Below are 22,100 nucleotides of genomic sequence, written 5' to 3'. Positions count from 1 at the left end.
GCCGTTGGCCGAATTGAACCTCATTGCGATGAGGTTCCTGGGGCGGCGCAACCCTCGCAAATGCTCGGTTTGCTTGCCCCAGGCTAGGGATATGCATGCCCTTTGGGCAAAAAACGCGGCGGTAATCGGTGCTGTCTTCGTGGACGGTTACAATGGACCGCTGCTCGCCTTCCTCTCCCACCCTTCGCCGACGAAATGAAGCCGACGAAATGAAACTGCAAACCCTCGTTGCTGTGATCGTCTTTGTGTTGTGTAGCGGTCCTTCGCCTGCGCTGGCGGCCGAGCCGGCTGACTTTCAACGCGATGTCTATCCGATCCTGGAAAAGTACTGCGTCGGCTGTCACAACGCCGACGACCCGCAAGGCGGCTTGGTGATGGATGATTTCGTCGGTCTGATGAAAGGGGGCGAAACCGGTGTCGCCATCACCCCGGGCGTCCCAGCCAGCAGCCGATTGCTGATGATGGTCCGCGGCGAAGTCGAACCCGTCATGCCGCCCGATGGTACCGACGGCCCCGACGAACGTGAATTGGAAATTCTGGCGCGATGGATCGAACAGGGCGCCGTCGGACCGCAGGGTGAAATGCCGGTCAAACGCGAGCTGCGCACGCCCTCGATCAAGCCGTCTCCAGGCCTGGTCGCTCCGATCACTGCGATTGCCCGTGCTCCCGATGGGAGGACGACCGCACGCGCGTCTTATGGACGCATCGAAATCCGGCACGCTACCGGCGACCGGGACTCGAAACCGACGACAGAAATTTCCGATGACCAACTGGGCAAAATCAACTCGCTCGCGTTCTCGTCGGATGCGACGCGATTGCTGGTCGCATCCGGTCTGACGGGGGCGTACGGTCGCGCGGCGATTTACGACACCGAATCGGGCGCCCTGATTCGAGAATTTGTCGGACACAAGGACACACTCTACGCCGCCGTCTTCTCGCCCGACGATACGATGCTGGCGACGGCGGGCTACGACCGAACGATCGTGCTGTGGGATGTCGCATCCGGCAATGTGGTTCGGCGTTTGACCGGACACAACGGAGCCATCTTTGACTTGGCGTTCTCGCCCGATGGAACGGTGTTGGTCAGCGCCTGTGCCGACGAGACGGTGAAGGTGTGGAATGTCGAGCAAGGCATCCGACTGGACACGCTCAGCCAGCCCGAAGGCGAAGTGTTTGCCGTTGCCGTGACCCACGACGGACGACACATCGTGGCGGTCAGTGCCGACAATCGACTTCGCGCCTGGCGATTGCGATCGACCCAAACGCCGCGTATCAACCCGTTGGTGGCCACGCGATTCATGGACGAGACGCCGATCGTCAACTTCGCGATCGCCCCGGACGACCAATCGCTCGTCGCAATCTCGGAATCCGGCAGCGTCAAACGCGTTCGGATGTCCGATTGGCAACCGGTGGCGTCGCTGGAGTCGCTTCCGGAATCGGGCACCGATCTTTTTATCACCGCAGACAGCCTACAGGTGGTGATCTCGATGATGAACGGACAAGTCGTCTCCCGCCCCTTGCCGCCGATCGAATCGCAGAGCACGAGCCGCTCGGAACAGGAACTGCAGCCCGTCTGGATGGACCTGGGCGACGCGATTTCACTGGACGAATCAACCTTGCGTCAAACGCTGACAAAGGCTGACGCCGCGGCAGATTCCGCCGGCATCCTGGATGTCGACCGCAACGTGTCGATCAAGGGACAAATCGGCCGGGCCGGTGAAGTGGATCTGTATCGCTGGCCGGCACACCAGGGAGAAGTCTGGGCGATCGACGCGGACGCTGAAATGGATAGCCGTCTCGACCCGATCGTCACCGTGCTGGACGCCGCTGGCGAGCCCGTCCTGAGAGTCCGGTTGCAAGCCGTGCGGGATTCGTACTTCACCTTTCGAGGTAAAGACAGCGAGCAGATCAGCGACTTTCGCGTGTTCAATTGGGAAGAGATGCAACTCGGCGAGTACCTGTATGCGGCCGGCGAAGTGACGCGCTTACAAATGCATCCACGCGGTCCCGATTCGGGATTCAATGTGTATCCCGGTGAAGGGAATCGCTGGACGTATTTCGGAACCAGCGGGACGACCCACGCGCTCGGAGAACCGGCCTACATCGTTCGACCGTTGCCGGCCGGTGCCGAACCATTGGCCAACGGATTGCCCGTGTTTGATGTGTACTACGAAAACGACGATGACCCGCAACGACTGGCGGGCAAGAACAGTCGGTTGTTGTTTACCGCTCCGGCCGATGGGCTGTACACCGTTCGCATCGGTGACACGCGGGGTGAAGGCGGTTCGTCGTACGGGTATCGGTTGGCCATCCGCCCGGCACGACCGGGATTCCGACCGACGACCAAAGCCATCAGCAAACCGCTGCATCCGGGCACCGGACGCGAATTTCAAGTCCAGATCGATCGGCTAGATGGATTCGACGGCGCCGTGACATTCGAAATCGACGGGCTGCCGGATCGGTTGGTCAGCAATTTCCCCCTCACGATCGAAGCCGGTCAACGATTCGCAACGGGAGTGATTTGGGCGGATCCCAACGAAGAAGGCTGGGATGGCGAGATCGAACCGACGCTCACCGCATCGGCGATGATCAACGCAACACGCGTCGAGCGGCAGGCGGGATCGCTGGGGAAATTAAAATTTGATCCCAGCCCGGCACAGGTCGTCCCGATCATCAAACCCGTCGATGCCGAGATCGCCGCCCACGAGAATTGGACGCTGCAAGTGCGGCGGGGCGAGACGGTTTCGGCACGCGTGTTGGTTCAGCGTCGAGACAAATTTGAAAATGAAGTTTCGTTCGGCAAAGAGCAATCCGGTCGCAACGCCAGCCAGGGTGTTTACGTCGACAACATCGGTCTGAACGGATTGTTGATCGTTGCCGGCGCGTCGCAGCGAGAGTTTTTTGTGACCGCCGATCCCACCGCCGTCCCCGGCAAACGCTCGTTCTTTCTGACCGCCGGCGTCGACGGCGGATTGGCCTCGCACCCGATCACCGTCGAAGTGCTGCCGTAACGGCATGCTGTGCATGCCGACATCGCTGACGATCGGTAGGGCATGCTGTGCATGCCGGCATCACAACCGTCCGCCGTCACGCACAGCGTGACCTACCGTCAGCCGTCGCGGATTGAGTGGCCGTCTGCCGATTGGTAGGGCATGCTGTGCATGCCAGCATCACGTAAGACCTACGCCAGCACTTCGTCCACGATCCGTCCGTGGACATCGGTCAGACGGAAATCGCGTCCGGCGTAACGGTAGGTCAATCGTTTGTGGTCCAGCCCCATCAGCCGCAACAAGGTCGCGTGCAGGTCGTGGACATGGACACGATTTTCGACCGCCTGGAATCCGATTTCGTCGGTCGCCCCGACGGTTTGTCCGCCTTTGACGCCGCCACCGGCCATCCACACGGTAAAGCCGTAGTGGTTGTGATCACGGCCGTTCATCTTGCCTTGGTTGGTGCCTTTGCGAGGCATCTCGACGACGGGGGTGCGGCCGAACTCGCCTCCCCAGATCACGATCGTCTCGTCGAGCAGTCCGGTGCGTTTGAGGTCGGCCAACAACGCCGCGATCGGCTGGTCGACCTGCTGGGCCAGTTTACGGTGCTGCTTTTCCAAATCGTCGTGATTGTCCCACGGTTGTCCCGCACCGGTGTAGAGCTGCACGTAGCGAACGCCGCGTTCGACCAACCGTCGCGCGATCAGGGTCTGCCGCGCAAAGTCACCGTCGCCGTACTCGTCACGGACCGACTGGGGTTCGCGCGTGACGTCGAACGCGTCGGCCGCTTCGCTCTGCATCCGATAAGCCAACTCGAATGATTCGATCCGCGACTGCAACCGTTCGTCATGGGGCCGAGACGCGGCGTGTTGGCGGTTCAGGTTCGCCAGCAGGTCCAGTTGTTCGCGTTGATCGGTTGCGGCAACCAATTCGCTGCGAATGTTCTCCAGCAACCTGTCGACTTGACGGTGGCTAGTGTCGACATAGGTCGCTTGGTACTTGCCCGGCAAAAACGCGTTCTGCCAGTTCTGCGACTCCTTGATCGGATAGCCGCCCGGGCACATGGTCACAAACGACGGCAGGTTGCTGTTTTCGCTGCCCAGGCCATAGGTCAGCCAAGATCCGACGCTGGGGCGAACCAAACGCGATTCGCCCGTGTTCATCAACATCAGTGACGGTTCGTGGTTGGGGACATCGGCGCGCATCGAATGAATCAAGCAGATGTCGTCAATGTGTTCGGCCGTTTTGGCGAACAACTCGCTGACGTGAATCCCCGACTGTCCATACGGTTTGAACTTGAACGGCGTGCCCAGGACATTGCCGGTCGGGCGTTCGGTTTTCAGTTTTTCCGTCGGCGCGGTTTTGCCGGCGTAATCGTTCAGACGCGGTTTGTAGTCGAAGGTATCGACTTGGCTGGGACCACCATTCATGAACAAATGAATGACGTGTTTGGCTTTGGCCGGAAAATGCAATCCGTTCGCCGTCGCATCCCGGGCCAGCAGGTCCGAGAGCGCCAAGGATCCCAGTCCGGTGCCGCAGCTTGCCAGCAGTTGTCGTCGTGTCAGCATCGTTTGGGTGTAGCGGGCGGAGTCAAAATAACCAGAATCGTTTCTTCGAGACGTCTTTGCGATTGACGTCCAAGACTTCGTTGTAGCCGGCCTTGTCAAAACGTTTCAACAGACTTTCGGTGCCGTATTTTAGTTTGAAATCCATTTCGTTCTGCAGCAATGGGATCGCGGCGAGGAAGTAGATGGACTTTTCCTCAGAGATCTTCAGTCGAATGAACTCTTCGTTGGTCGTCGATGGGAACGTCAGTAACCAGCCGATGAAGTCGACGCTCGGGTCGAGCAGGTCGGCGGGGTCTCCGTTGGGGATGGTGTGACCATCAAACAACCAGGTCTCGTACTCGTGCGGAAACCGGGCCAAGAATTTCAGCCACTGGATCGGCCAGTAGTTGGTCGTGTCGTTCAGCGATTGTTCGTCCAGTTTCCAATCCGGCGGCAGGCAGAGCATCAACTCGGCGTACGCCAATTCTTCGGCACCCTCGGGTGGCGACATCGGACGATCGCTCATGCCGGTGGTGATCAGCGTGTGGAAGGGACGCTCCGACGACGGTTTGACCCAGTGCACGTCGATGTGCACCAGATCAGAAATCAGCTCATGCCAGACGCTGTCGACCTCGCCGACGTGTTCGGCGATGTGAGCCTCGACACGTTCAATATTCTCGCTGTCGCCGATCGCCAATTCAAACTCGCGCGATCTCGCTTCATGGCGATAAACCGTGCTGCCGCCGTCGGTCACTTCGTCCGGGATCTCCAGCGGCGGAAAAGGGACTTCGATCGTTTCGCCACAGCCGCCGCATCGGGTCTTTTTTCCCGAATGCGCTTCGCTGGTTTTATAGCGTTTGGCGCATTTGGGGCACCGGAATTCTACGTCCACCTCGATTCACCGCTCACGTTTGCGTCGCTCAGATTTCAACCAACGCAACAGTCTAACAGTTGTTCAGCGGCGGAATTCCGGATGCCTCTTTCAGCTGCCTATTTTTCGGCCAATTCCTTTGCCGTCTCGCTCCGTCCCGCCGCCGCGATGACTTCGGGATGATCCAGGACCAGGTAGTGACCGTGGTCGGCGGTGACGATGACCGCGGTATGGTCCCAGGCGTTGTTCTCGTCGACCCAGTCCATCACTTTGACAAACGCGGCTTCACCGCTCAGCACGGCGCCGATGCTGTTGTCCAGGTTATTGGCGTGGTTGGCCCAGTCCACATCTCCGACTTCGATCATCAACCAAAACCCGTCGATCGACTGTTCCAACACCAACAGCGCCGCTTCAGTCATTTCGGCGAGTGTCGGGTTTTCGTCGATGTCGGCTGCGGAATAGGTTTCCGCGTCCACGACATCGGCGGCCGGGTCATAGCCACCGTCGGCGGTCGCATACGGCAGATGGCCGCCCCGGGTTCCAAAGAATCCGAGCAATCGTTCCTGGTTGTCCGCCGCGGCTTGGGCGGCACGGTGCAGCGACTTGCGACCCGATTTTCCCGCCGTGCGCTCGACGACTCGGTATCGGCCGCCGTTTCGCAGATCGACCGTCCGCAGGTCTTCTTCATGCAAGTATCGATTGCCCTTGGCAAAGTTGGCGCCTTGAAGTTCGTCTTCGTCCTTGTGTTCGCCCCAGCCGGCGCCCAACAGCACGTCGATGCCCGGTAGCGGATCGTTGCGATGGGCTGCGGACGGCAACCCGATCAGGTCACGGGCGAGGTCTTGATAATCTTTGCGTGAAACGTTGTTCGCGTAGGCCGCCGCGGGAGTCGCGTGGCTGACGGGAACATTGGTCACCACGCCGATCATGAAGTCCTGGTCGCGTTGCAACTCACGCGCGAGGGGGACGATTTGCGATCCATCGAGCGCGACGTTGATCGAACCGTTGTACGTCTTGATGCCGCTGCACAGGCTGGTGCCCGAAGCGGCGGAGTCGGTGACGGTATGCGGTCGTGAAAGATCTTGGCCGATCAAGTACCCGCTACCGTTGCGTTCATTCCACGGCGTTCGCCCGCCGAGTCTGACGTCGTAACCGAAAGACGGTTGCTCGCTGACGCTGAGAACCCGTTGCGCATCGACGTCGATCGTCGCCTCATCGGCGGCCGAACTGGTGGAAATCAATCCGTAGTCCGTCAGCGTGCGTCGGTCGGTTTGAAACGCCAACCCGGTACCGCGACCCGATTCATAATCGATGCGACCGGTTTTGTAGATGGCCGCGGCCCGCGCGGTTTGCCAATCCATCCCGTCAAAGACCAGCATGATGATGTTGCTGTAACCGGCATCGACGGCCGCTCGCTGCAATTGATAGACATCGGTCTCATCAAAGTACATCGCGGTCGGATTGATCGAACTGGCCGTCGAAGACCGCTCCAATGGTTTCAATCGCTGGGCGTCGGCGTACAGGCTGCCCCGTTCACGCCAGTCCGAAAGGGTCAGACCGAAGGTGTAAACCGGAACCAAGCGGTTGCTGTGTTCGTTCCAACTGCTGTACTTGGTCGCGTCCAAGCCCCAATGACCGTACACGGGTGTTTGTGTCTCGGCCGCCCGCTGTTGCAACGCACGCATCATGTCCCCCCGGCCCGCCGCCGGCGGTTGTGATCTGGCCGGCTGTGATTTTGCCGTTCCGCCGGTGGTCGGCTGCTCGGCCGAGGCGACGACGGTCAACGTGAAGAGTGATGCCAGCGAGGCCATCAACAGTCCTAGGGCAGGTCCGAAACGCCGATCAGAGATGGCTTGGCGAGGATCCATGGTCGTTAAGATTTCATGAAGAAACGGGGCTCGTGCGATCGCGTCCGCAAGCGGCATCACATGCCGCGTCCCATACGGAAACGAATCGTGTTTGGAGGGCGGACAGAATAGTCGCTGTCGAGCCGTTCTCCGAGTGGGGCTCACGCCAATTCTCGAATGCTGATCGACCCCTCCGAGGCGACGACGATATGGTCCAGCACCGTGATTCCCAATAGCTTTCCGACTTCGGTCATCCGATCAGTCACTTGGTGGTCCTCGCGACTCGGTGTCGCATCCCCTGAGGGATGATTGTGCACCAGGATGACGGCCGAAGCGGAATCGCGGATGGCCGGCCGAAAGACTTCGCGCGGATGCACCAGACTGGCGTCCAACGTGCCGCGGGTGATCAGATGCGTGTTGATCGGCAGGTGTTTGGTGCTCAACGTGACGATGTGAAATTCCTCTTGGACCCCGCTGATCGCCAGCCCGCTGAACGCGTCGTCACAATACTCCACCGCCGCGCTGGTGCTCGTGATCGGAGCGTGCGCCCGGCGATGCTGTTGTTCATGCCGCGCCACGCGGCGTCCCAGTTCGATGCCGGCCATGATCGCGGCATAGCTGGTCACCGTGATCGCCGGGCTGATGTTTCGCAGTTCGTCTTTGCCGCTGCGTCGCAGATCGGAAAGCTTGTCGGAAAACGTCTTGGACAGCCGCTTTCCCGCTTCGATCGCGGATTCGCCCTTTACCCCCACCCGGATCAAGATCGCCAACAGGTCGGCATCACTGAGCGTCTCGGCGCCGGACGACAGCAACCGTTCCCGCGGTCGTTCCTGTTCCGGTTGCGCCGTGACCTGGTTGCCGCTGACTTGGCGTTCGATCCAATGCGACGGATCGACGCGGACCTGTGCGTTCCGCCAGGCATAGGTCTCCTGGTCGGACGATTCATAACGATCCAAAATCCCTTCGCGGACCAGGTCTTTGAGTGCCAACGAGACGAAATGTGGGGTCAGTTCCGTACACCGCTCCCGTGCCTGTTGTTTCGAAAATGCACTGATGGGCGAGAGTGTTTTGAAGAGTTGAAGAAGTTTTTCTTTGCGTTTCTTCTGCTGCCCCATGGCTGGATCCCGCTGATTCCCTGCGTGATTGGTTCGATTTGATACGCAGATCGTAACGAACCTGAGCCCGTTCGTGGGGTGGCTGGCCCCGCCTGTGGGGAATCGCGTCTGGATGGAACGCCCTGCGACGTGCGGTCCGTCCGTCTGCTGGCGGGCCAACCACCGTCTCAACCATTGCCAGAAGGGTGGATTCTCGGTCTTGGCCAGGCTTGGGTGAACCGTGCGATCGGTCTTCGACGACGCGACCGCCACTGTTCGAGTTGCTAAACTGGCACGCAGATCGTTGCTGAATCAACCAAGCTGCGGTTCTGCCGGCGGCAAGTAGGTGTTTCACACCTGCGGCGAGAAGACCGTCGCGGGATCGGCCCGATCAGAGCGGGCGTACTGAGTGTCAATCCGCCCCATTTCTTCTAGACGAACGAATAATACGAAGATGAAGTCTGCCTACGATTGTGTTGTCATTGGTGCAGGGCCGGCCGGTGGGTCGGCGGCTTCCATTACCGCCGAAGCCGGGCTGGAAACGCTGTTGATCGAGCGAGAACGTGTTCCCCGATTTCACGTCGGCGAGTCGCTGATGCCGGAAACCTTTTGGCCACTGCAACGATTGGGCCTGACCGACAGGATTCGTTCGGCGGGATGGCAGGTCAAAAAGAGTGTGCAATTTGTTTCCCACCGAGGCAGTGAATCGGCACCGTTTTTCTTTCGCGAGCACGACGAACGCGAGTGCAGCGACACGTGGCAGGTCGAACGCAGTGAATTCGACAAGATGCTGTTCGATCGGGCGGCCGAGCTCGGTGCCGACTGCTACGACGAGACCCGTTTGACCGATGTGCGTTTTGATGATGCCGGCAAAGCGATCGGCGTCGTCGTCAAAGATCAATCCGGCCAAACCAAACCGATCGATTGCAAGGTCGTCATCGATGCAACCGGGCAGCAATCTTTCATCGCCAACAAGCTGGGGTTGAAAGAGGTCAATCCCGATCTGAAGAAAGCGGCCATCTGGGGCTACTACCGTGACGCTGTGCGGGACGAAGGCGACAACGAAGGGGCGACGATCATTCTGCAAACCGAATCCAAGGACGCTTGGTTCTGGTTCATCCCGCTCTCCCGCGGCATCACCAGCATCGGCTGTGTCTCCGACAACGACTATTTGCTCAAGGGCCGTGGGACTCCCGAACAGGTCTACGCGGAGGAACTGGATCGCTGTCCGGGACTGAAGCCGCGATTGGAACCGGCGACCCGTCTGGGCAATTTGCGAACCGCCAAAGAGTTTTCTTACATGACCAAGCAACACGCCGGCGACGGTTGGGTGCTGGTCGGCGACGCCTTCGGGTTCATCGACCCGGTTTATTCCTCCGGTGTCTATTTTGCGCTCGACATGGGCGTACGAGCCGGTGACGCCGTCGTGCAAGGCTTCCGAGAAAATGATCTGTCCGGCGAACGACTGGCCGCCTGGGCCGACGAATTCAAACAAGGGGCGATGTGGGTGAGAAAGCTGGTCCATGCGTTCTACACCAAAGAATTCAGTATCGGCCGCTTCATGAAAGAACACCCCGAGCATCGCGGGACGTTGACCGATCTGCTGATCGGACGTGTTTTCAAAGAAGGCGCCGAAAAGATGTTCGACGACATGGAAAAATCGATCCAACAAGCCAAGATGTCGATGGCGACGTAAATGTTCAACAAATCTCTCGTCGTGATGGCGTTCTTGTTAGCGATCGCCTTCGATGCACCCGCGTTGCCAGCCCAGACCGCCCCGCCGGAAATCCAGCCGGTGCTGCTGCAAATGATCCGCGACGACGCGGTTCATCGAGAGTTAAACCTTTCGGAAGATCAGGTCCGCCAAGTTTTCGCCGCACTGGAACCGATCGATGGGCCTTGGTTTCGCGTCCGTATCCGCCCAGCCCAAGAACGGATCGAGACGATCGATCGATTGTCCGAACAATTGGCCGATGCTTTGGCCGAGATCCTGGATTCCAAACAGTTGAACCGTCTGGACCAGCTGCACAACCAGGCTCTCGGGACCCGAATGATCGTTCGCGACAAAACTGCCACCGCGTTGGGGTTGTCGCCGGCGACTCGAGAATCGCTTTACGAAGTGTTTGCGAAAACGGACAGCGTTGTCGCAGGCGTCCAGCAACAGTCGCAGGCTCAGTCGTTGGATGCTGCCGCCGCCGCCAAGAAAATCGACAAGGCGAAAGCGGACGAAAAGAAGGCACTTGTCGATGCGTTGACGAACCAGCAGAAACGCACACTCAGTTCGTTGACCGGGCCAGCGTTCAACTTTGCAGCCGTCAAACGCATGTATCCCGCCGCACCGGAGTTGACCAGCGAAGGAGCGAGCTGGTTGCAGGGCGACCCGCTGACACTCGATGGTTTGAAAGGCAAGGTTGTTGCCGTTCATTTCTATGCATTTCAATGCATCAACTGCCGACGCAATCTGCCCCATTACAACCGCTGGCACGCCGACTACGCCGACAAAGGGTTGGTGGTGATCGGAATCCAGACGCCGGAAACCGCCGCCGAACGATCAGCCGATCGCGTCGCCGCGGCACTCCAGACCGAACAAATTCAATACCCGGTCTTGATGGACGCCCAGTCGGCCAATTGGAAACAGTGGTCCAACACCATGTGGCCGACGGTTTATTTGGTCGACAAGAAAGGGTTTCTGCGGCGTTGGTGGCAGGGTGAGATGAACTGGAAGGGAACGCCGGGTGAGGCCCAGATGCGGGAAACGATCGAGCAGTTGCTAGCGGAGGAGTGAGGGGATAGGGAGACGCTGAGAGGGGGAGACAAGGAGACAAGGAGACAAGGAGAGAGCAGAGAAATGGGACTGGAGGACAAGAAAATGGGTGACAGGAAAATCGGATCATGGGATTTGGCCAGCTAACAGCTAACAGCTAACAGCTAACCCCTCCAGTCTGGCCTTTCAATGGTTCGGGGATCTTGGGTAGGATTTGCTGATGTCATCGGGCGTGCCGTGGAGGGGCGTTTGTTGGCGGGCCGGGTAGGGAAAACCGGCTGAACCACGCTTTTGGGAAGGATCCACGTGTCTGCTGCACTGCCATTGCCGTCAGATCGCACTCCGGGACAGTCAACTTCTGACGAATTTGGCGTGCCGCCGAAGGTGCCACAAACACTGTTGGAACGACTCCGGTCGATTCGCGAAATCATCTCCCGAGAGGCGACTGCACTGACGCAGGCTGCCCAAGCCATCGGGCCATCGTCTGTCGCTGCGGCTGAATTGACAGCTGCTTGTCCGGGCAACGTCGTCGTCACCGGCGTCGGCAAGGCGGGATTGGTGGGGAAAAAGTTGGTCGCAACGTTGGCCAGCACGGGAACCCCCGCCCACTTTCTGCACCCGACCGAAGCCGTTCATGGGGACTTTGGCCGCGTCAAAAGCGACGATTTGGTCTGGGCGTTCTCCAATTCCGGCCGCAGCGAAGAAATCACGCGGATCGCGTCTCAATTGCGGCAACAGGGATCCGGATTGATTTCGTTTACCGCTGACGATGACAACCCATTGGCCGCGGCGGCGACATGCAGGGTGGTCTACGGACGCCATGCCGAGGCTTGTCCGCACGGTCTGGCGCCGACCAGCAGCACGACGGTGATGATGGCCGTCGGAGACGCGGTGGCGCTATTGGCCAGTCAGCTGCGTGAATTTTCCGCCCGTGATTTCGCCAAGTTCCATCCCGGCGGCGCGCTGGGCCGAAAACTTTCCAACGTCGGCCAGTTGATGCGGCCGCTGACGTGTTGTCGCGTCGCAAACCAGTCCGTCTCCATTCGCCAGTGCATGGTTTCGTGCTCGATCTCCGGTCGCCGCAGCGGCGCGGTGATGTTGACCAACGGTGCCGGCCAGCTGACCGGGATTTTTACCGACAGCGATCTGGCGCGATTGCTGGAGTCGCGATGCGAAGAAGCGTTGGACGGTCCGATCCAGGCCAAGATGACACTCGACCCCCATTGTGTCGCACCGCAGACGCTACTCAGTGATGCGATCGCGCTGCTCAGTCAGCTTCGGATCAGCGAGCTGCCGGTCGTGGATTCTGATCGCAAGCCGATCGGGATGGTCGACATCACCGATTTGATCACGCTCGGCGAAATCAGCGACCAATCCGGCGTTCACTCCTCGCCGTCGACGATTCCTTTTCGCGGTTAAACCCTAGGCCGGCCGTTTCGAATGCCCGATCCATCTGACAGCGATTCTTCCATTGCCCAGCCGATTCGATGCATCCTGTCGGATGTCGACGGAGTGATGACCGATGGTCGGATCATCTATGATTCGGCCGGTGCGGAGACCAAGCAATTTCATGTTCGCGATGGGCTGGGCATCAAGCTCTGGATGCAGGCCGGATTCCCGTTCGGGATCATCACCGCCCGAAACAGCCCCATGGTCGAGCGGCGTGCCGTGGAACTTGGCATCAGCCACGTCAGCCAAGGCAGCGGTGATAAGTTGCAGCGGGCGCTGCAGATTCTTCCGGAGTGGGGCTGCGAACTCTCGTCGGTTTGCTACATCGGTGACGACCTGCCGGACGTCCCCGTGATGCAACGTGTCGGTCTTGCCGTCGCCCCGGCGGACGCCGCGGCCGACGCGCGTGACGTCGCGCATTGGGTGCTCTCCAGCGGCGGCGGACACGGCGCCGTACGCGAGACGATCGAGCGACTTTTGCGTGCCAAGAATCTTTGGTCTGCGACAGGGGCAACAGCGTGAAGTGGATCAGTCGTAATGTTCGAAATTACTTGATCGCCTTGACGGTGCTGTCGATCGCTGCCGGCCTGTATCGCGCCGCGGCGCAGCGGCTGTTGACCGTTCCCGATGTCGCCCGCGTGGAGCCTCGACCGCCGACCCAACGCGTCGATCTGAAGGAAGACCTGGCGGATCTCTTTCCCGCCGACGCGTGGCAGCTGGGGGATTGCAAGCGATTGCTGACCAGCAACGGTGCATTGCTGTTCGAGAACTGGCGCCAGATTTCCGAAGACCAGTGGAAACTGGAACCGCTGACCATCATCGTCGGACGCGGTCTTTCCGACGATGCGGCGGCAACGCCGATCGTGTTGACCGCGAAAGAGGGTGCGGAAATTCAATTCGCACAGTCATTGGACATGATGGGAGGCAGCGCGCCGCCGATCAAAATGGGACGGATGATCGGCGACGTTGAAATCGAGCGAAGGGGCACGACCAAACGCAGCGACACCCTGGCCGTGCAAACCCGCAACGTTCGGATCGATAACCAAAAGGTTTGGACGACCGAGCGGATCGCCATGCAGGTCGCCGGCGCCGAATTGGTGGGCAGTGACTTGACCATCTATCTGGCCGCTTCGGCAACCTCCGCGACCAAAGCCGAAGTCCCCTCGACGCTGTTGGATCGCATGGACCTGGTCTATCTGGAAGAGCTGCGTATTCCGCTCAATGACCCCGCCCAGAACGCGAATCGACCGCGCCGGATCGGGACCAAGCAAGCGGAGGACGATCACGGCGAGATCTCGATCAAATGCAAGAATGGGCTGGTCTACGACTTTGCCCTCGATCGGCTGTCGTTGCGCGATTCGATCACGATGGTGCGGACCGTGCGGGGGCAACCGATCGACACGTTCACCTGCGACACGGTGGACCTGATTTTGCGAGATCCGTCCAACCGCTCCGTCGTTCGCCGCGGACCGCTCGATTGGATTGACCGCGTGCATGCCACCGGTCGTCCCGCCCGGATCCGACTGACGTCCTATGACTTTCAACTTGCCGCAGACGAGATTGAATTCGATGCCGTCGGAGGGCTGTTGATTGCCGATGCCGCCCCCGAACCCGAGAATGCCCATTCGGTCGTGCTCCGGCGCGGAAACCTGCAAGCCACGCTCGACCGTTTCGCCTACCAGTTCAACCCCGAAACGCCGGAGACAATCGGTGTGATCGATGTCCGCGGCCAAGGGCATGTTGCCATCAACGATGCCGGGATCATGCTCCGCGATGTCCGTTGGACGGAAAGCTTCAAGCTGCAGCCGACGGGGCAGGCCACCGTGACGGCGTTCAAGGAAAAGCGAGAGCAGAGCAAGTTGCGGTTTCAGATCGATGGCGACATCCAAGCCCGATTGTCCGACGGCGGCATCGCCCGTGCCGGAGCGGTCGAAGGCATCTTGAAACCGCATTACGTCGAACAACCCGTCGACTCCTTCGGCGGCTCCTCATCAATCGGTCAACCGGAATCGTCCCAGTCAATCATTCAGCCGGCTCAGCAATTCAAACGCACCATGACCTTGCTTCCGGAAAGCTTTCATGCGCTGGAATCAGTCACGATCGATTCGAACGAATTGCTCGCCAACACGAACCGGTTGAGTCTGTTTTTCCAGCCGTCGGCGGATTTTGGGAAACGAACGACAGCCGAAAAGACGAGTGGTGCGATTCTGCCGGCACCTGGCCAACCGGGCGCACGTCCGGCAGCGACCTCGCCGGGTGGACTGGCCAGTTTTGTCAATCAGCCTGACCCTTCTCGTCAGCCTGACCGATCGAGCCAATTGCGTTCCCCCGTCGCTCGCCCACGACCCAAGCTAAGCGGAGATCACGTCAGTGCAGAATTGTTGATCACGCCGGCCGGGGTTCAACCGAAAGACGTCAGCATTGTCGGAGACGTGTTGGTCGAACACCAAGTCAACGCCGGCACGACCACGCTGCCGATCCAGATGTCCGGCCAGACGATGCGGATGCAACGCAGCGCCGTTGCCCAGGCCTCCGGGCAGGACTATCTGCAGCTCGGCAGCGGCCCCAACGCACCGGCCCGATTGCGAATGGGAGACGGGTACTTTGTCGGCCCGATGATCAAGGTGTGGCCGGGTGAAAATGTCGTTCAAGTGACCGGAGCCGGCGAGATGAAGGTTCCCGCGGAATTGCTCGCGCGCGATGCCGCGCCGAAACCCGCCGAACCGCAGGTTGCCGCGTCGCTCGCGGGGGAGGTGTCTGCGGGTGGTGACGCGCTTTCGGTGTCGTCCATCGACTGGACGTCACCGCCGCTGTGCCGATGGGGCGGCAACATGCAATTTGATGGTCAAGCCGCGTTGCTCACCGGTGGCGTTCAAATCGACTCGGAATTCGTCAGTGGCTCCGATCCTTGGTTGGCCCGGATGAACGGCGGCGAAATGCAGATCACGTTGGCCAAGCCGGTTCAGTTCATGGATCGAGCGTCCATGGCGACGGCGGAGCTTTCCAGCGTTAGTCTTGTTGAGACCGATCAGCACGCGGTCATTGTTCGGGCGGAACAGCGTGCGGCTGATTTGGCCACCCAGTCCGTCCACGTCATCACTGCAGCCCGTCTGGATTTTTCGCCCGGCGACGGCGGCCGACTGTTGGGCACGGGGCCGGGATGGTATCGCGGCTGGATGTTGATGGATCAGGACAGTTCGATTCTGGCTCCGGAGGCTGCCCAATCAGACCATCTCGGCGGCTTGGTGCTGCAAGGCGTTCACCTGACGTTCCGCGAAGCGATGCACGGCGACTTGAAGCACGAGACGTTGGAATTCTCCGGCGGGGTGCGCACCGGCGTCCGCAAGGTCTCATCCTGGGATGAAGTCGTCGATGTGGCGCAAATGGAACGGTTGGCCGTCGGCGAGATGACGATGGATTGCCGACAATTAAAATTTGGCGTTTCGCCGGGAACCCCCGCCGACTTGCGAAGCATTCCCGGCATGCCGACGCCATGGGAAATGATCGCCGATGGCGGCGTGGTCGTACGGACGAACACCGAAAAGCGGGGATTGATCGAAGGCACCGCGGCGCGGGTGTCCTACGAATCGAAGAAATCCTGGTTGAACGTCCAAGGGACCCAAGGCCAAAGCGCCTTCGTGCGGCAGACGTGGCCGGACGGTCGCAAGGGCTTCCAAACGCATTCGCCGAGGATGCTGTTGAATCTGAAGACATTTGAGTTCCAGACGGTCATGCAAGACGCCCAGTTCAACAACGTGACACTGCCCAAGTGATCCGCTGGCCCAAGTGATCCGCTGACGCGGGGCACGCGAACGCGCCGCAGATTCAGGTGTCACAGCGCCACACGGCAAAATAGGGCCAATGAGGCTTGTAGGGCGATACGGGCAAATGCGACGCATACGTCGCCTGCGTCCCATTGGTCCCATCCCGCCGGGGACAGACCCCATCGGATCGGGGACAGACCCCGGTTGTTTGCCGGCGACGAAAATAGGACCAATAGGACAGATACGACACATAGGTCCCCTGCGTCCCCTAGGTCCCATTCCACCGGGGACAGACCCCGCTTGCTCGCGCGCGTCGGATGCTCGGGTTGCTCGGGGGCAGACCCCGGAGGATGCTCGGGGACAGACCTCGGATGCTCGGGGACAGACCTCGGATGCTCGGGGACAGACCTCGGATGCTCGGGGACAGACCCCGGATGCTCGGGGACAGACCCCGGATGCTTGCGCGCGTCGAAAATAGGACCAATAGGACAGATACGGCAAATAGGTCCCCTGCGTCCCCTAGGTCCCATTCCACTGGGGACAGACCCCGGCGGCTTGGGGACAGACCCCGGCGGCCTGGGGACAGACCCCGGCGGCTTGGGGACAGACCCCGGCGGCCTGGGGACAGACCCCGGCGGCTGGCGAGATTGGCCTGGAACAGCGGGCCCTCAACGTGCTACTACGTTTTTGGGTCTGTCTTTCCGTCCGCCGTTTGGGTCCTGTTTCGCATGCCGATCCCCGCCAGCCGTCTTGATCGCCGCTTGTTTTTCGTTGCGGCCGTGTCGTGCTTCTGCTTGACGTCGACAGGCTGTGTCCGTCGGCGGATGACGGTTCGCACCAATCCTCCCGGTGCGATGGTGTCGGTCGACAATCAAGTCATCGGTGCGTCACCGGCTGCGACCCCATTTGTCTATTACGGGACGCGAGAATTCCGTATCGAGGCAGACGGGTATCGCACCGAGACGATCCGTCGCCGATTCAACCCGCCTTGGTACCAGTGGCCGGGCATCGATTTTGTCGCCGAAACGCTGTGGCCAGGCGAGATTCGTGACGAACGTATCATCGACGTGACGTTGGTCCCCAAGACGCTACCGGCGTCGGAGGAGATCATCGCCAGAGCCGACGGGCTGCGGCAGCAATCCAATTCGGGCATCGTGACCGCGCCGCGGCAGTGATCACCGACGCGAAACGCTCACGATCACATCACCGAGAAGTAGTTGTCGCAGGCGAAGTCGAAGTATTCGTTCTTCAGTTCCACTTCCAAGTCGTTGTATAGACAGAAGTTGCGGACTTGCAGCAGCAAGTCACGCGGCTGGCAGTTTCGGAACGGACGGCCGACCGGCAGATAGTGGGTCTTGATCAAGTAGTCGATCGCGTCGGCGTTGTAAGGCACCTTGGTGATCCGGCACATGATTTCGAACAGTTTGCGAAAGTCCTGCTCCGGCGGGTTTTCGACTTCGATCTTGTAGGGAATCCGTCGCAAGAAGGCGTCGTCGACCAGATCCTTGGGCTCCAGGTTGGTGCTGAAAATCACCAGCTGGTCGAACGGGACTTGGATCTTTTTTCCGCTGGCCATGTTGAGAAAGTCGTAGCGTTTTTCCAGCGGAATGATCCAGCGGTTGAGCAACTCGTCGACGCGCATTTTCTGACGGCCGAAGTCATCGATGACCAGCGTGCCGCAGTTGCTTTTCAGTTGCAGGGGTGATTCGCTGATGTTGGTGTCGGAGTTGCACAGCACTTCGAGCATTTCCATCGTCAATTCACCACCGGCGATGATCGTGGGCCGTTCGATCCGCACCCAGCGTTTGTCGAAACCGCCGATGTCCAGCAACCCGGTGTTTTCTTCGGGCATCGCCAGCACGTGGTTCATCGGGTCAAAGACCCGTAGCACGTCGCCGTCGATGTCGACGCTGCGCGGGATCCAGATGTACTTGCCAAACGCCCCGGTGACCCGTTCGGCGATCGATGTTTTTCCGTTCCCCGGGAAGCCGAACAAAAACATCCCCCGCCCGCTGGCGATCGCCGGTCCCAGGCGATTGAGCATCTTGGGGTTGATCAATAGGTCGCTGAACGCGCGAACCAAATCCGCTTTTTTCGGATACTGTCCTTCGATCGTCTGGTAGCGAACGCTCTTGATGTAATCCTCCAGTCGAACCGGGCAGGCTCCGAAATAGGTGCAATCGGAGGCGTGGTTGCGGGCGATTTGTCGTCCGGTTTCCGTCAGGATGTAAACGTAATCGTTGGTCGCCGTCGCGTTCTTGTAGGCGATGTTCTGTTCCATCTTCATGCGGGTCAGAATCGGTTCGACCAGGCGGAACGGCACCTTGACTTGGTCGGCAATCTTACGGCCTTCGGATTCACCGGCGGTCAGCAGATAGCGATACATGATCGCCTCCAGGATCGATTCATTGATCCCGGCTTTTTCCATCGATTCCGGCTCGACCGGTCGCCAGGCTTCGTCGCGTGAGGGCTCGAACCCGAGCGGGCCCGGAGGGATGTCGACGCCTCCGCCGAGCGACTGCTTGGGCCCACCGGCGGCTTCTTTGGCGGGCGGGTTGGCAGGTTGGGGGCGTGTGCGTTGGGGCGGCGTGGCGCCGCCCGGTACCCCGCCCGGTGCTCCGCCCTGGGGAGGTCCCGGGCGTTGGGTTCTGGGGGCTCCCTGCGGCGTCACAGGCGTGTCGCCGGCTGCTGGCGTCGGATTCTGGGAGGCCGGTCGCTGGGGCACGGTCGGCCGCTGTGCCGGCTGTGGTCCGCCGGAGAGTCCCGCCGGCGGGGCCGGTGGACGGGAGCCGCCGATGCTGGAGCTGCCGGGATCGACCTGTCCCGGTGCCGATGGGTTCGTCGCCATCGGGCTCGGCCCGCCGGCGGCTTGGGCGGGCCGCGGCTGTTGTTTGGCAGCCGGAGCGACCGATTCGCCCCCGGTGAGGGATTGGATTCGAGAGATCAGGGCATCAAGTTGGCGATCTGCATCCGCGCCGTTGCCGGCAGAAGGAGGCGTAAATGACATCGAGAATCGACCTTCGAAGTGAGAGTGGGCGGTGGGGGGGACCAACGGAGCATGCCGCTTCTTCGATATCGGACTGCCGTGATCGCGACTCTTCCAATCATCGGACCTTTCGGGTTAAACAAGTCAGTCCGCGTGGGGGTCGCCGCTGTGGCGGAATTCCCTCAACCGAGCCGCATCGGGAGAGGCATTTGGGTGGGCATTTGAGCAGCTATTGCGGCGAAAGCCGGGGTGGACGGATTGCCGGCCAAACGCACTCCGAAGGCGGTCGGTGCGGCGGCCAGGGCAATTAGCCTGCCAAAAAACGCGTCTCGCAATTAATTTTCAGAAATTTCACCGATGCCTCTTGCCAATCAGCGAACCCGCCCCTATCTTTCCGCCTCCTTGGTGAGGGCGAGCGACGCAAGTCGCTTCTCCCCGAGCCAACTGATCATTGACAATTTGGTGGTGAAACTTCTGTTGAGTTCAGCATTTGCGAGATCGCTTTGCTGGGAAGCTGGATGCCCCTTGGGGTGTTTTTCCTGGCAGCAAAATGGCGAATCGCTGGGTCGTTAACCGAACGGCCCGGAGCAGAATTGAACTTTCGGTTTAACTTGATTTTCCCGAGTGACTTCGGTCGCTCGTGATGCAATACAAAATTGAAGGGTTTGATCCTGGCTCAGAATGAACGTTGGCGGCGTGGATTAGGCATGCAAGTCGTGCGAGAAGAGTTTTTTGCTTGCATTGAACTCGGACAGCGGCGAAAGGGAGAGTAACGTGTGGTTACATGCCCAGGGGTCCAGGATAGCGTCGGGAAACTGGCGGTAATACTGGATGACATCTTCGGATCAAAGGTGAGATTCCGCCCTTGGATTGGACCGCATACTATTAGCTTGTTGGTGAGGTAATGGCTCACCAAGGCAGCGATGGTTACCGGGTGTGAGAGCATGGCCCGGCTCACTGGGACTGAGACACTGCCCAGACACCTACGGGTGGCTGCAGTCGAGAATCTTCGGCAATGGACGAAAGTCTGACCGAGCGACGCCGCGTGCGGGATGAAGGCCCTCGGGTTGTAAACCGCTGTCAGTTGGAAGGAAGGGCCTGTGCAGAGCAGGTCTTGACCGATCTTCAGAGGAAGGACGGGCTAAGTTCGTGCCAGCAGCCGCGGTAAGACGAACCGTCCAAACGTTATTCGGTATCACTGGGCTTAAAGCGTGCGTAGGCGGCTTGGTAGGTGTGATGTGAAAGCCCACGGCTCAACCGTGGAATTGCGTCGCAAACCCTCAAGCTTGAGGAAGACAGGGGTGTTGGGAACTTATGGTGGAGCGGTGAAATGCGTTGATATCATAGGGAACACCGGTGGCGAAGGCGCAACACTGGGTCTTTTCTGACGCTGAGGCACGAAAGCTAGGGTAGCGAACGGGATTAGATACCCCGGTAGTCCTAGCCGTAAACGATGAACACTGGGTTGAGGGGACTTCCACATCCTCTCGGCCGTAGCGAAAGCGTTAAGTGTTCCGCCTGGGGAGTATGGTCGCAAGGCTGAAACTCAAAGGAATTGACGGGGGCTCACACAAGCGGTGGAGGATGTGGCTTAATTCGAGGATACGCGAAGAACCTTATCCTAGATTTGACATGCTTGAGAGTCTCTATGAAAGTAGAGAGTGCCCTTCGGGGAGCTCTTGCACAGGTGCTGCATGGCTGTCGTCAGCTCGTGTCGTGAGATGTCGGGTTAAGTCCCTTAACGAGCGAAACCCTTATCTCTAGTTGCCAGCGGGTAATGCCGGGGACTCTAGAGAGACTGCCGGTGTCAAACCGGAGGAAGGTGGGGATGACGTCAAGTCCTCATGGCCTTTATGTCTAGGGCTGCACACGTCCTACAATGGTACGGACAAATGGACGCTAAGCCGCGAGGTGGAGCAAATCCCAAAAACCGTGCCTCAGTTCGGATTGCAGGCTGCAACTCGCCTGCATGAAGCCGGAATCGCTAGTAATCGTAGGTCAGCATACTACGGTGAATGTGTTCCTGAGCCTTGTACACACCGCCCGTCAAGCCACGAAAGTTGGGAGGGCCCGAAGTCGCTGAGCGAACAGTTTACTGACGCAGGCGCCGAAGGTCAGCTCGACGATTGGGACTAAGTCGTAACAAGGTAGCCGTAGGGGAACCTGCGGCTGGATCACCTCCTTTCTAAGGATTCTTAGAAATAGGTTTTCACTGGTGACAGTGGGAACCGAATCCGTGGAAGTGATCTCGCAAACAACTCAACAGCGCAGTGCTCGCACTGCATTTCACCACCAAAGAATCACGAAGACCCGCGTTGGACTGTCGCCAGCCAACGCGGGTTTTTTCGTGCGCGCTCCGGGGGAGCGGATAGCGGTTAGCGGTTAGCGGTTAGCTGTTAGCAGTTAGCAGTTAGCAGTTAGCTGTTAGCGGTTAGCGGTTAGCCGGGGGGAAATGGGACCAAGAGGGCCTAGACGACGCATGTGTCCTATCTGTCGCATTGGTCCTGTTTTCAACGCCCGCCCTGGCGACAGTCCCCGGGCGAATGGGGACAGACCCCGGGCGAATGGGGATAGACCCCGGGCGAATGGGGACAGACCCCGGGCGAATGGGGACAGACCCCGGTGTGCTGGGAGAAATGGGACCCATAGGACCTAGGCGACGCATGTGTCCTATCTGTCGCATTGGTCCCATTTTTTCAATGCCCGCGGTGGGGACAGACCCCGGAGCAACAGCGACCGCGGTGGGGGCAGACCCTGGACGATGGTGTGGCTGCTGACTTGCGATGGT

12 protein-coding genes and 1 rRNA gene are annotated in these 22,100 nt (G+C 59.8%); 8 read left to right on the top strand and 5 right to left on the bottom strand.

Annotated features, from left to right (window positions below; all coding sequences use genetic code 11):
- Window positions 1–209 precede the first annotated feature (209 nt).
- Window positions 210–3,011: a c-type cytochrome domain-containing protein gene (locus TBK1r_RS06970; RefSeq protein WP_145208439.1), complete on the top strand. Its 2,802-nt coding sequence runs from the start codon at window positions 210–212 to the stop codon at window positions 3,009–3,011.
- 170 nt (window positions 3,012–3,181) lie between these two features.
- Here TBK1r_RS06970 and TBK1r_RS06965 read toward each other — a convergent pair whose 3' ends face one another.
- From TBK1r_RS06965 to radC, 4 genes are all read right to left on the bottom strand, one after another.
- The gene (locus tag TBK1r_RS06965) at window positions 3,182–4,558 is read right to left on the bottom strand and encodes a DUF1501 domain-containing protein (protein ID WP_145208437.1); all 1,377 of its coding nucleotides are present in this window, start codon (window positions 4,556–4,558) and stop codon (window positions 3,182–3,184) included.
- A gap of 22 nt (window positions 4,559–4,580) precedes the next feature.
- Entirely contained in the window at window positions 4,581–5,429 is an 849-nt protein-coding gene (locus TBK1r_RS06960; protein WP_419581060.1) for a suppressor of fused domain protein, read from the bottom strand.
- A gap of 98 nt (window positions 5,430–5,527) precedes the next feature.
- The gene (locus TBK1r_RS06955) at window positions 5,528–7,276 is read right to left on the bottom strand and encodes an alkaline phosphatase (protein WP_419581059.1); all 1,749 of its coding nucleotides are present in this window, start codon (window positions 7,274–7,276) and stop codon (window positions 5,528–5,530) included.
- Between the two features lie 140 nt (window positions 7,277–7,416).
- Window positions 7,417–8,370 (bottom strand): RadC family protein, encoded by a 954-nt coding sequence (gene radC, locus TBK1r_RS06950; RefSeq protein WP_145208433.1) that lies wholly within the window; start codon window positions 8,368–8,370, stop codon window positions 7,417–7,419.
- A 433-nt stretch (window positions 8,371–8,803) separates the two neighbouring features.
- On the opposite strand from radC, the gene TBK1r_RS06945 reads away from it, so the two are divergent.
- The 6 genes from TBK1r_RS06945 (at window position 8,804) to TBK1r_RS06920 (ending at window position 17,501) form a co-directional block, all read left to right on the top strand.
- Window positions 8,804–10,045, top strand: a complete 1,242-nt coding sequence (locus TBK1r_RS06945; protein ID WP_145208431.1) for an NAD(P)/FAD-dependent oxidoreductase — start codon at window positions 8,804–8,806, stop codon at window positions 10,043–10,045.
- Window positions 10,046–11,134, top strand: coding sequence for a redoxin domain-containing protein (locus TBK1r_RS06940; protein WP_145208429.1), 1,089 nt, complete (start codon window positions 10,046–10,048; stop codon window positions 11,132–11,134).
- A 285-nt stretch (window positions 11,135–11,419) separates the two neighbouring features.
- Window positions 11,420–12,532, top strand: coding sequence for a KpsF/GutQ family sugar-phosphate isomerase (locus tag TBK1r_RS06935; protein ID WP_419581058.1), 1,113 nt, complete (start codon window positions 11,420–11,422; stop codon window positions 12,530–12,532).
- A gap of 21 nt (window positions 12,533–12,553) precedes the next feature.
- Window positions 12,554–13,084: a KdsC family phosphatase gene (locus TBK1r_RS06930; RefSeq protein ID WP_145208427.1), complete on the top strand. Its 531-nt coding sequence runs from the start codon at window positions 12,554–12,556 to the stop codon at window positions 13,082–13,084.
- On the top strand, window positions 13,081–16,335 hold the full coding sequence (locus tag TBK1r_RS06925) for a hypothetical protein (RefSeq protein ID WP_145208425.1): 3,255 nt from the start codon (window positions 13,081–13,083) through the stop codon (window positions 16,333–16,335). The genes TBK1r_RS06930 and TBK1r_RS06925 overlap by 4 nt, the downstream gene beginning before the upstream one ends.
- Window positions 16,336–17,054: 719 nt before the next feature.
- Window positions 17,055–17,501 carry a PEGA domain-containing protein gene (locus tag TBK1r_RS06920; RefSeq protein WP_145208423.1) on the top strand — a complete coding sequence of 149 codons (447 nt, stop codon included), beginning with the start codon at window positions 17,055–17,057 and terminating at the stop codon, window positions 17,499–17,501.
- A gap of 23 nt (window positions 17,502–17,524) precedes the next feature.
- On the opposite strand, the gene TBK1r_RS06915 is transcribed toward TBK1r_RS06920, so the two are convergent.
- A complete protein-coding gene (locus tag TBK1r_RS06915) occupies window positions 17,525–19,333 on the bottom strand; it encodes an ATP-binding protein (protein WP_419581057.1) in 1,809 nt (602 codons plus the stop codon).
- Between the two features lie 632 nt (window positions 19,334–19,965).
- Between TBK1r_RS06915 and TBK1r_RS06910 the strand changes: the two genes are divergently transcribed.
- Window positions 19,966–21,497 (top strand): 16S ribosomal RNA (locus tag TBK1r_RS06910).
- The last annotated feature ends 603 nt before the right edge of the window (window positions 21,498–22,100 follow it).

The organism is Stieleria magnilauensis, assembly GCA_007753675.1.
GTDB classification, from domain to species: domain Bacteria; phylum Planctomycetota; class Planctomycetia; order Pirellulales; family Pirellulaceae; genus Stieleria; species Stieleria magnilauensis.
This window is presented reverse-complemented; position numbering and strand designations above follow the sequence as displayed.

Coding starts and splice junctions, on each gene's coding strand:
- TBK1r_RS06915 (WP_419581057.1), bottom strand. CDS start 19,333: ATGTCATTTACGCCTCCTTCTGCCGGCAACGGCGCGGATGCAGATCGC.
- TBK1r_RS06945 (WP_145208431.1), top strand. CDS start 8,804: ATGAAGTCTGCCTACGATTGTGTTGTCATTGGTGCAGGGCCGGCCGGT.
- TBK1r_RS06940 (WP_145208429.1), top strand. CDS start 10,046: ATGTTCAACAAATCTCTCGTCGTGATGGCGTTCTTGTTAGCGATCGCC.
- TBK1r_RS06930 (WP_145208427.1), top strand. CDS start 12,554: ATGCCCGATCCATCTGACAGCGATTCTTCCATTGCCCAGCCGATTCGA.
- TBK1r_RS06955 (WP_419581059.1), bottom strand. CDS start 7,276: ATGGATCCTCGCCAAGCCATCTCTGATCGGCGTTTCGGACCTGCCCTA.
- TBK1r_RS06965 (WP_145208437.1), bottom strand. CDS start 4,558: ATGCTGACACGACGACAACTGCTGGCAAGCTGCGGCACCGGACTGGGA.
- TBK1r_RS06920 (WP_145208423.1), top strand. CDS start 17,055: ATGCCGATCCCCGCCAGCCGTCTTGATCGCCGCTTGTTTTTCGTTGCG.
- radC (WP_145208433.1), bottom strand. CDS start 8,370: ATGGGGCAGCAGAAGAAACGCAAAGAAAAACTTCTTCAACTCTTCAAA.
- TBK1r_RS06970 (WP_145208439.1), top strand. CDS start 210: ATGAAACTGCAAACCCTCGTTGCTGTGATCGTCTTTGTGTTGTGTAGC.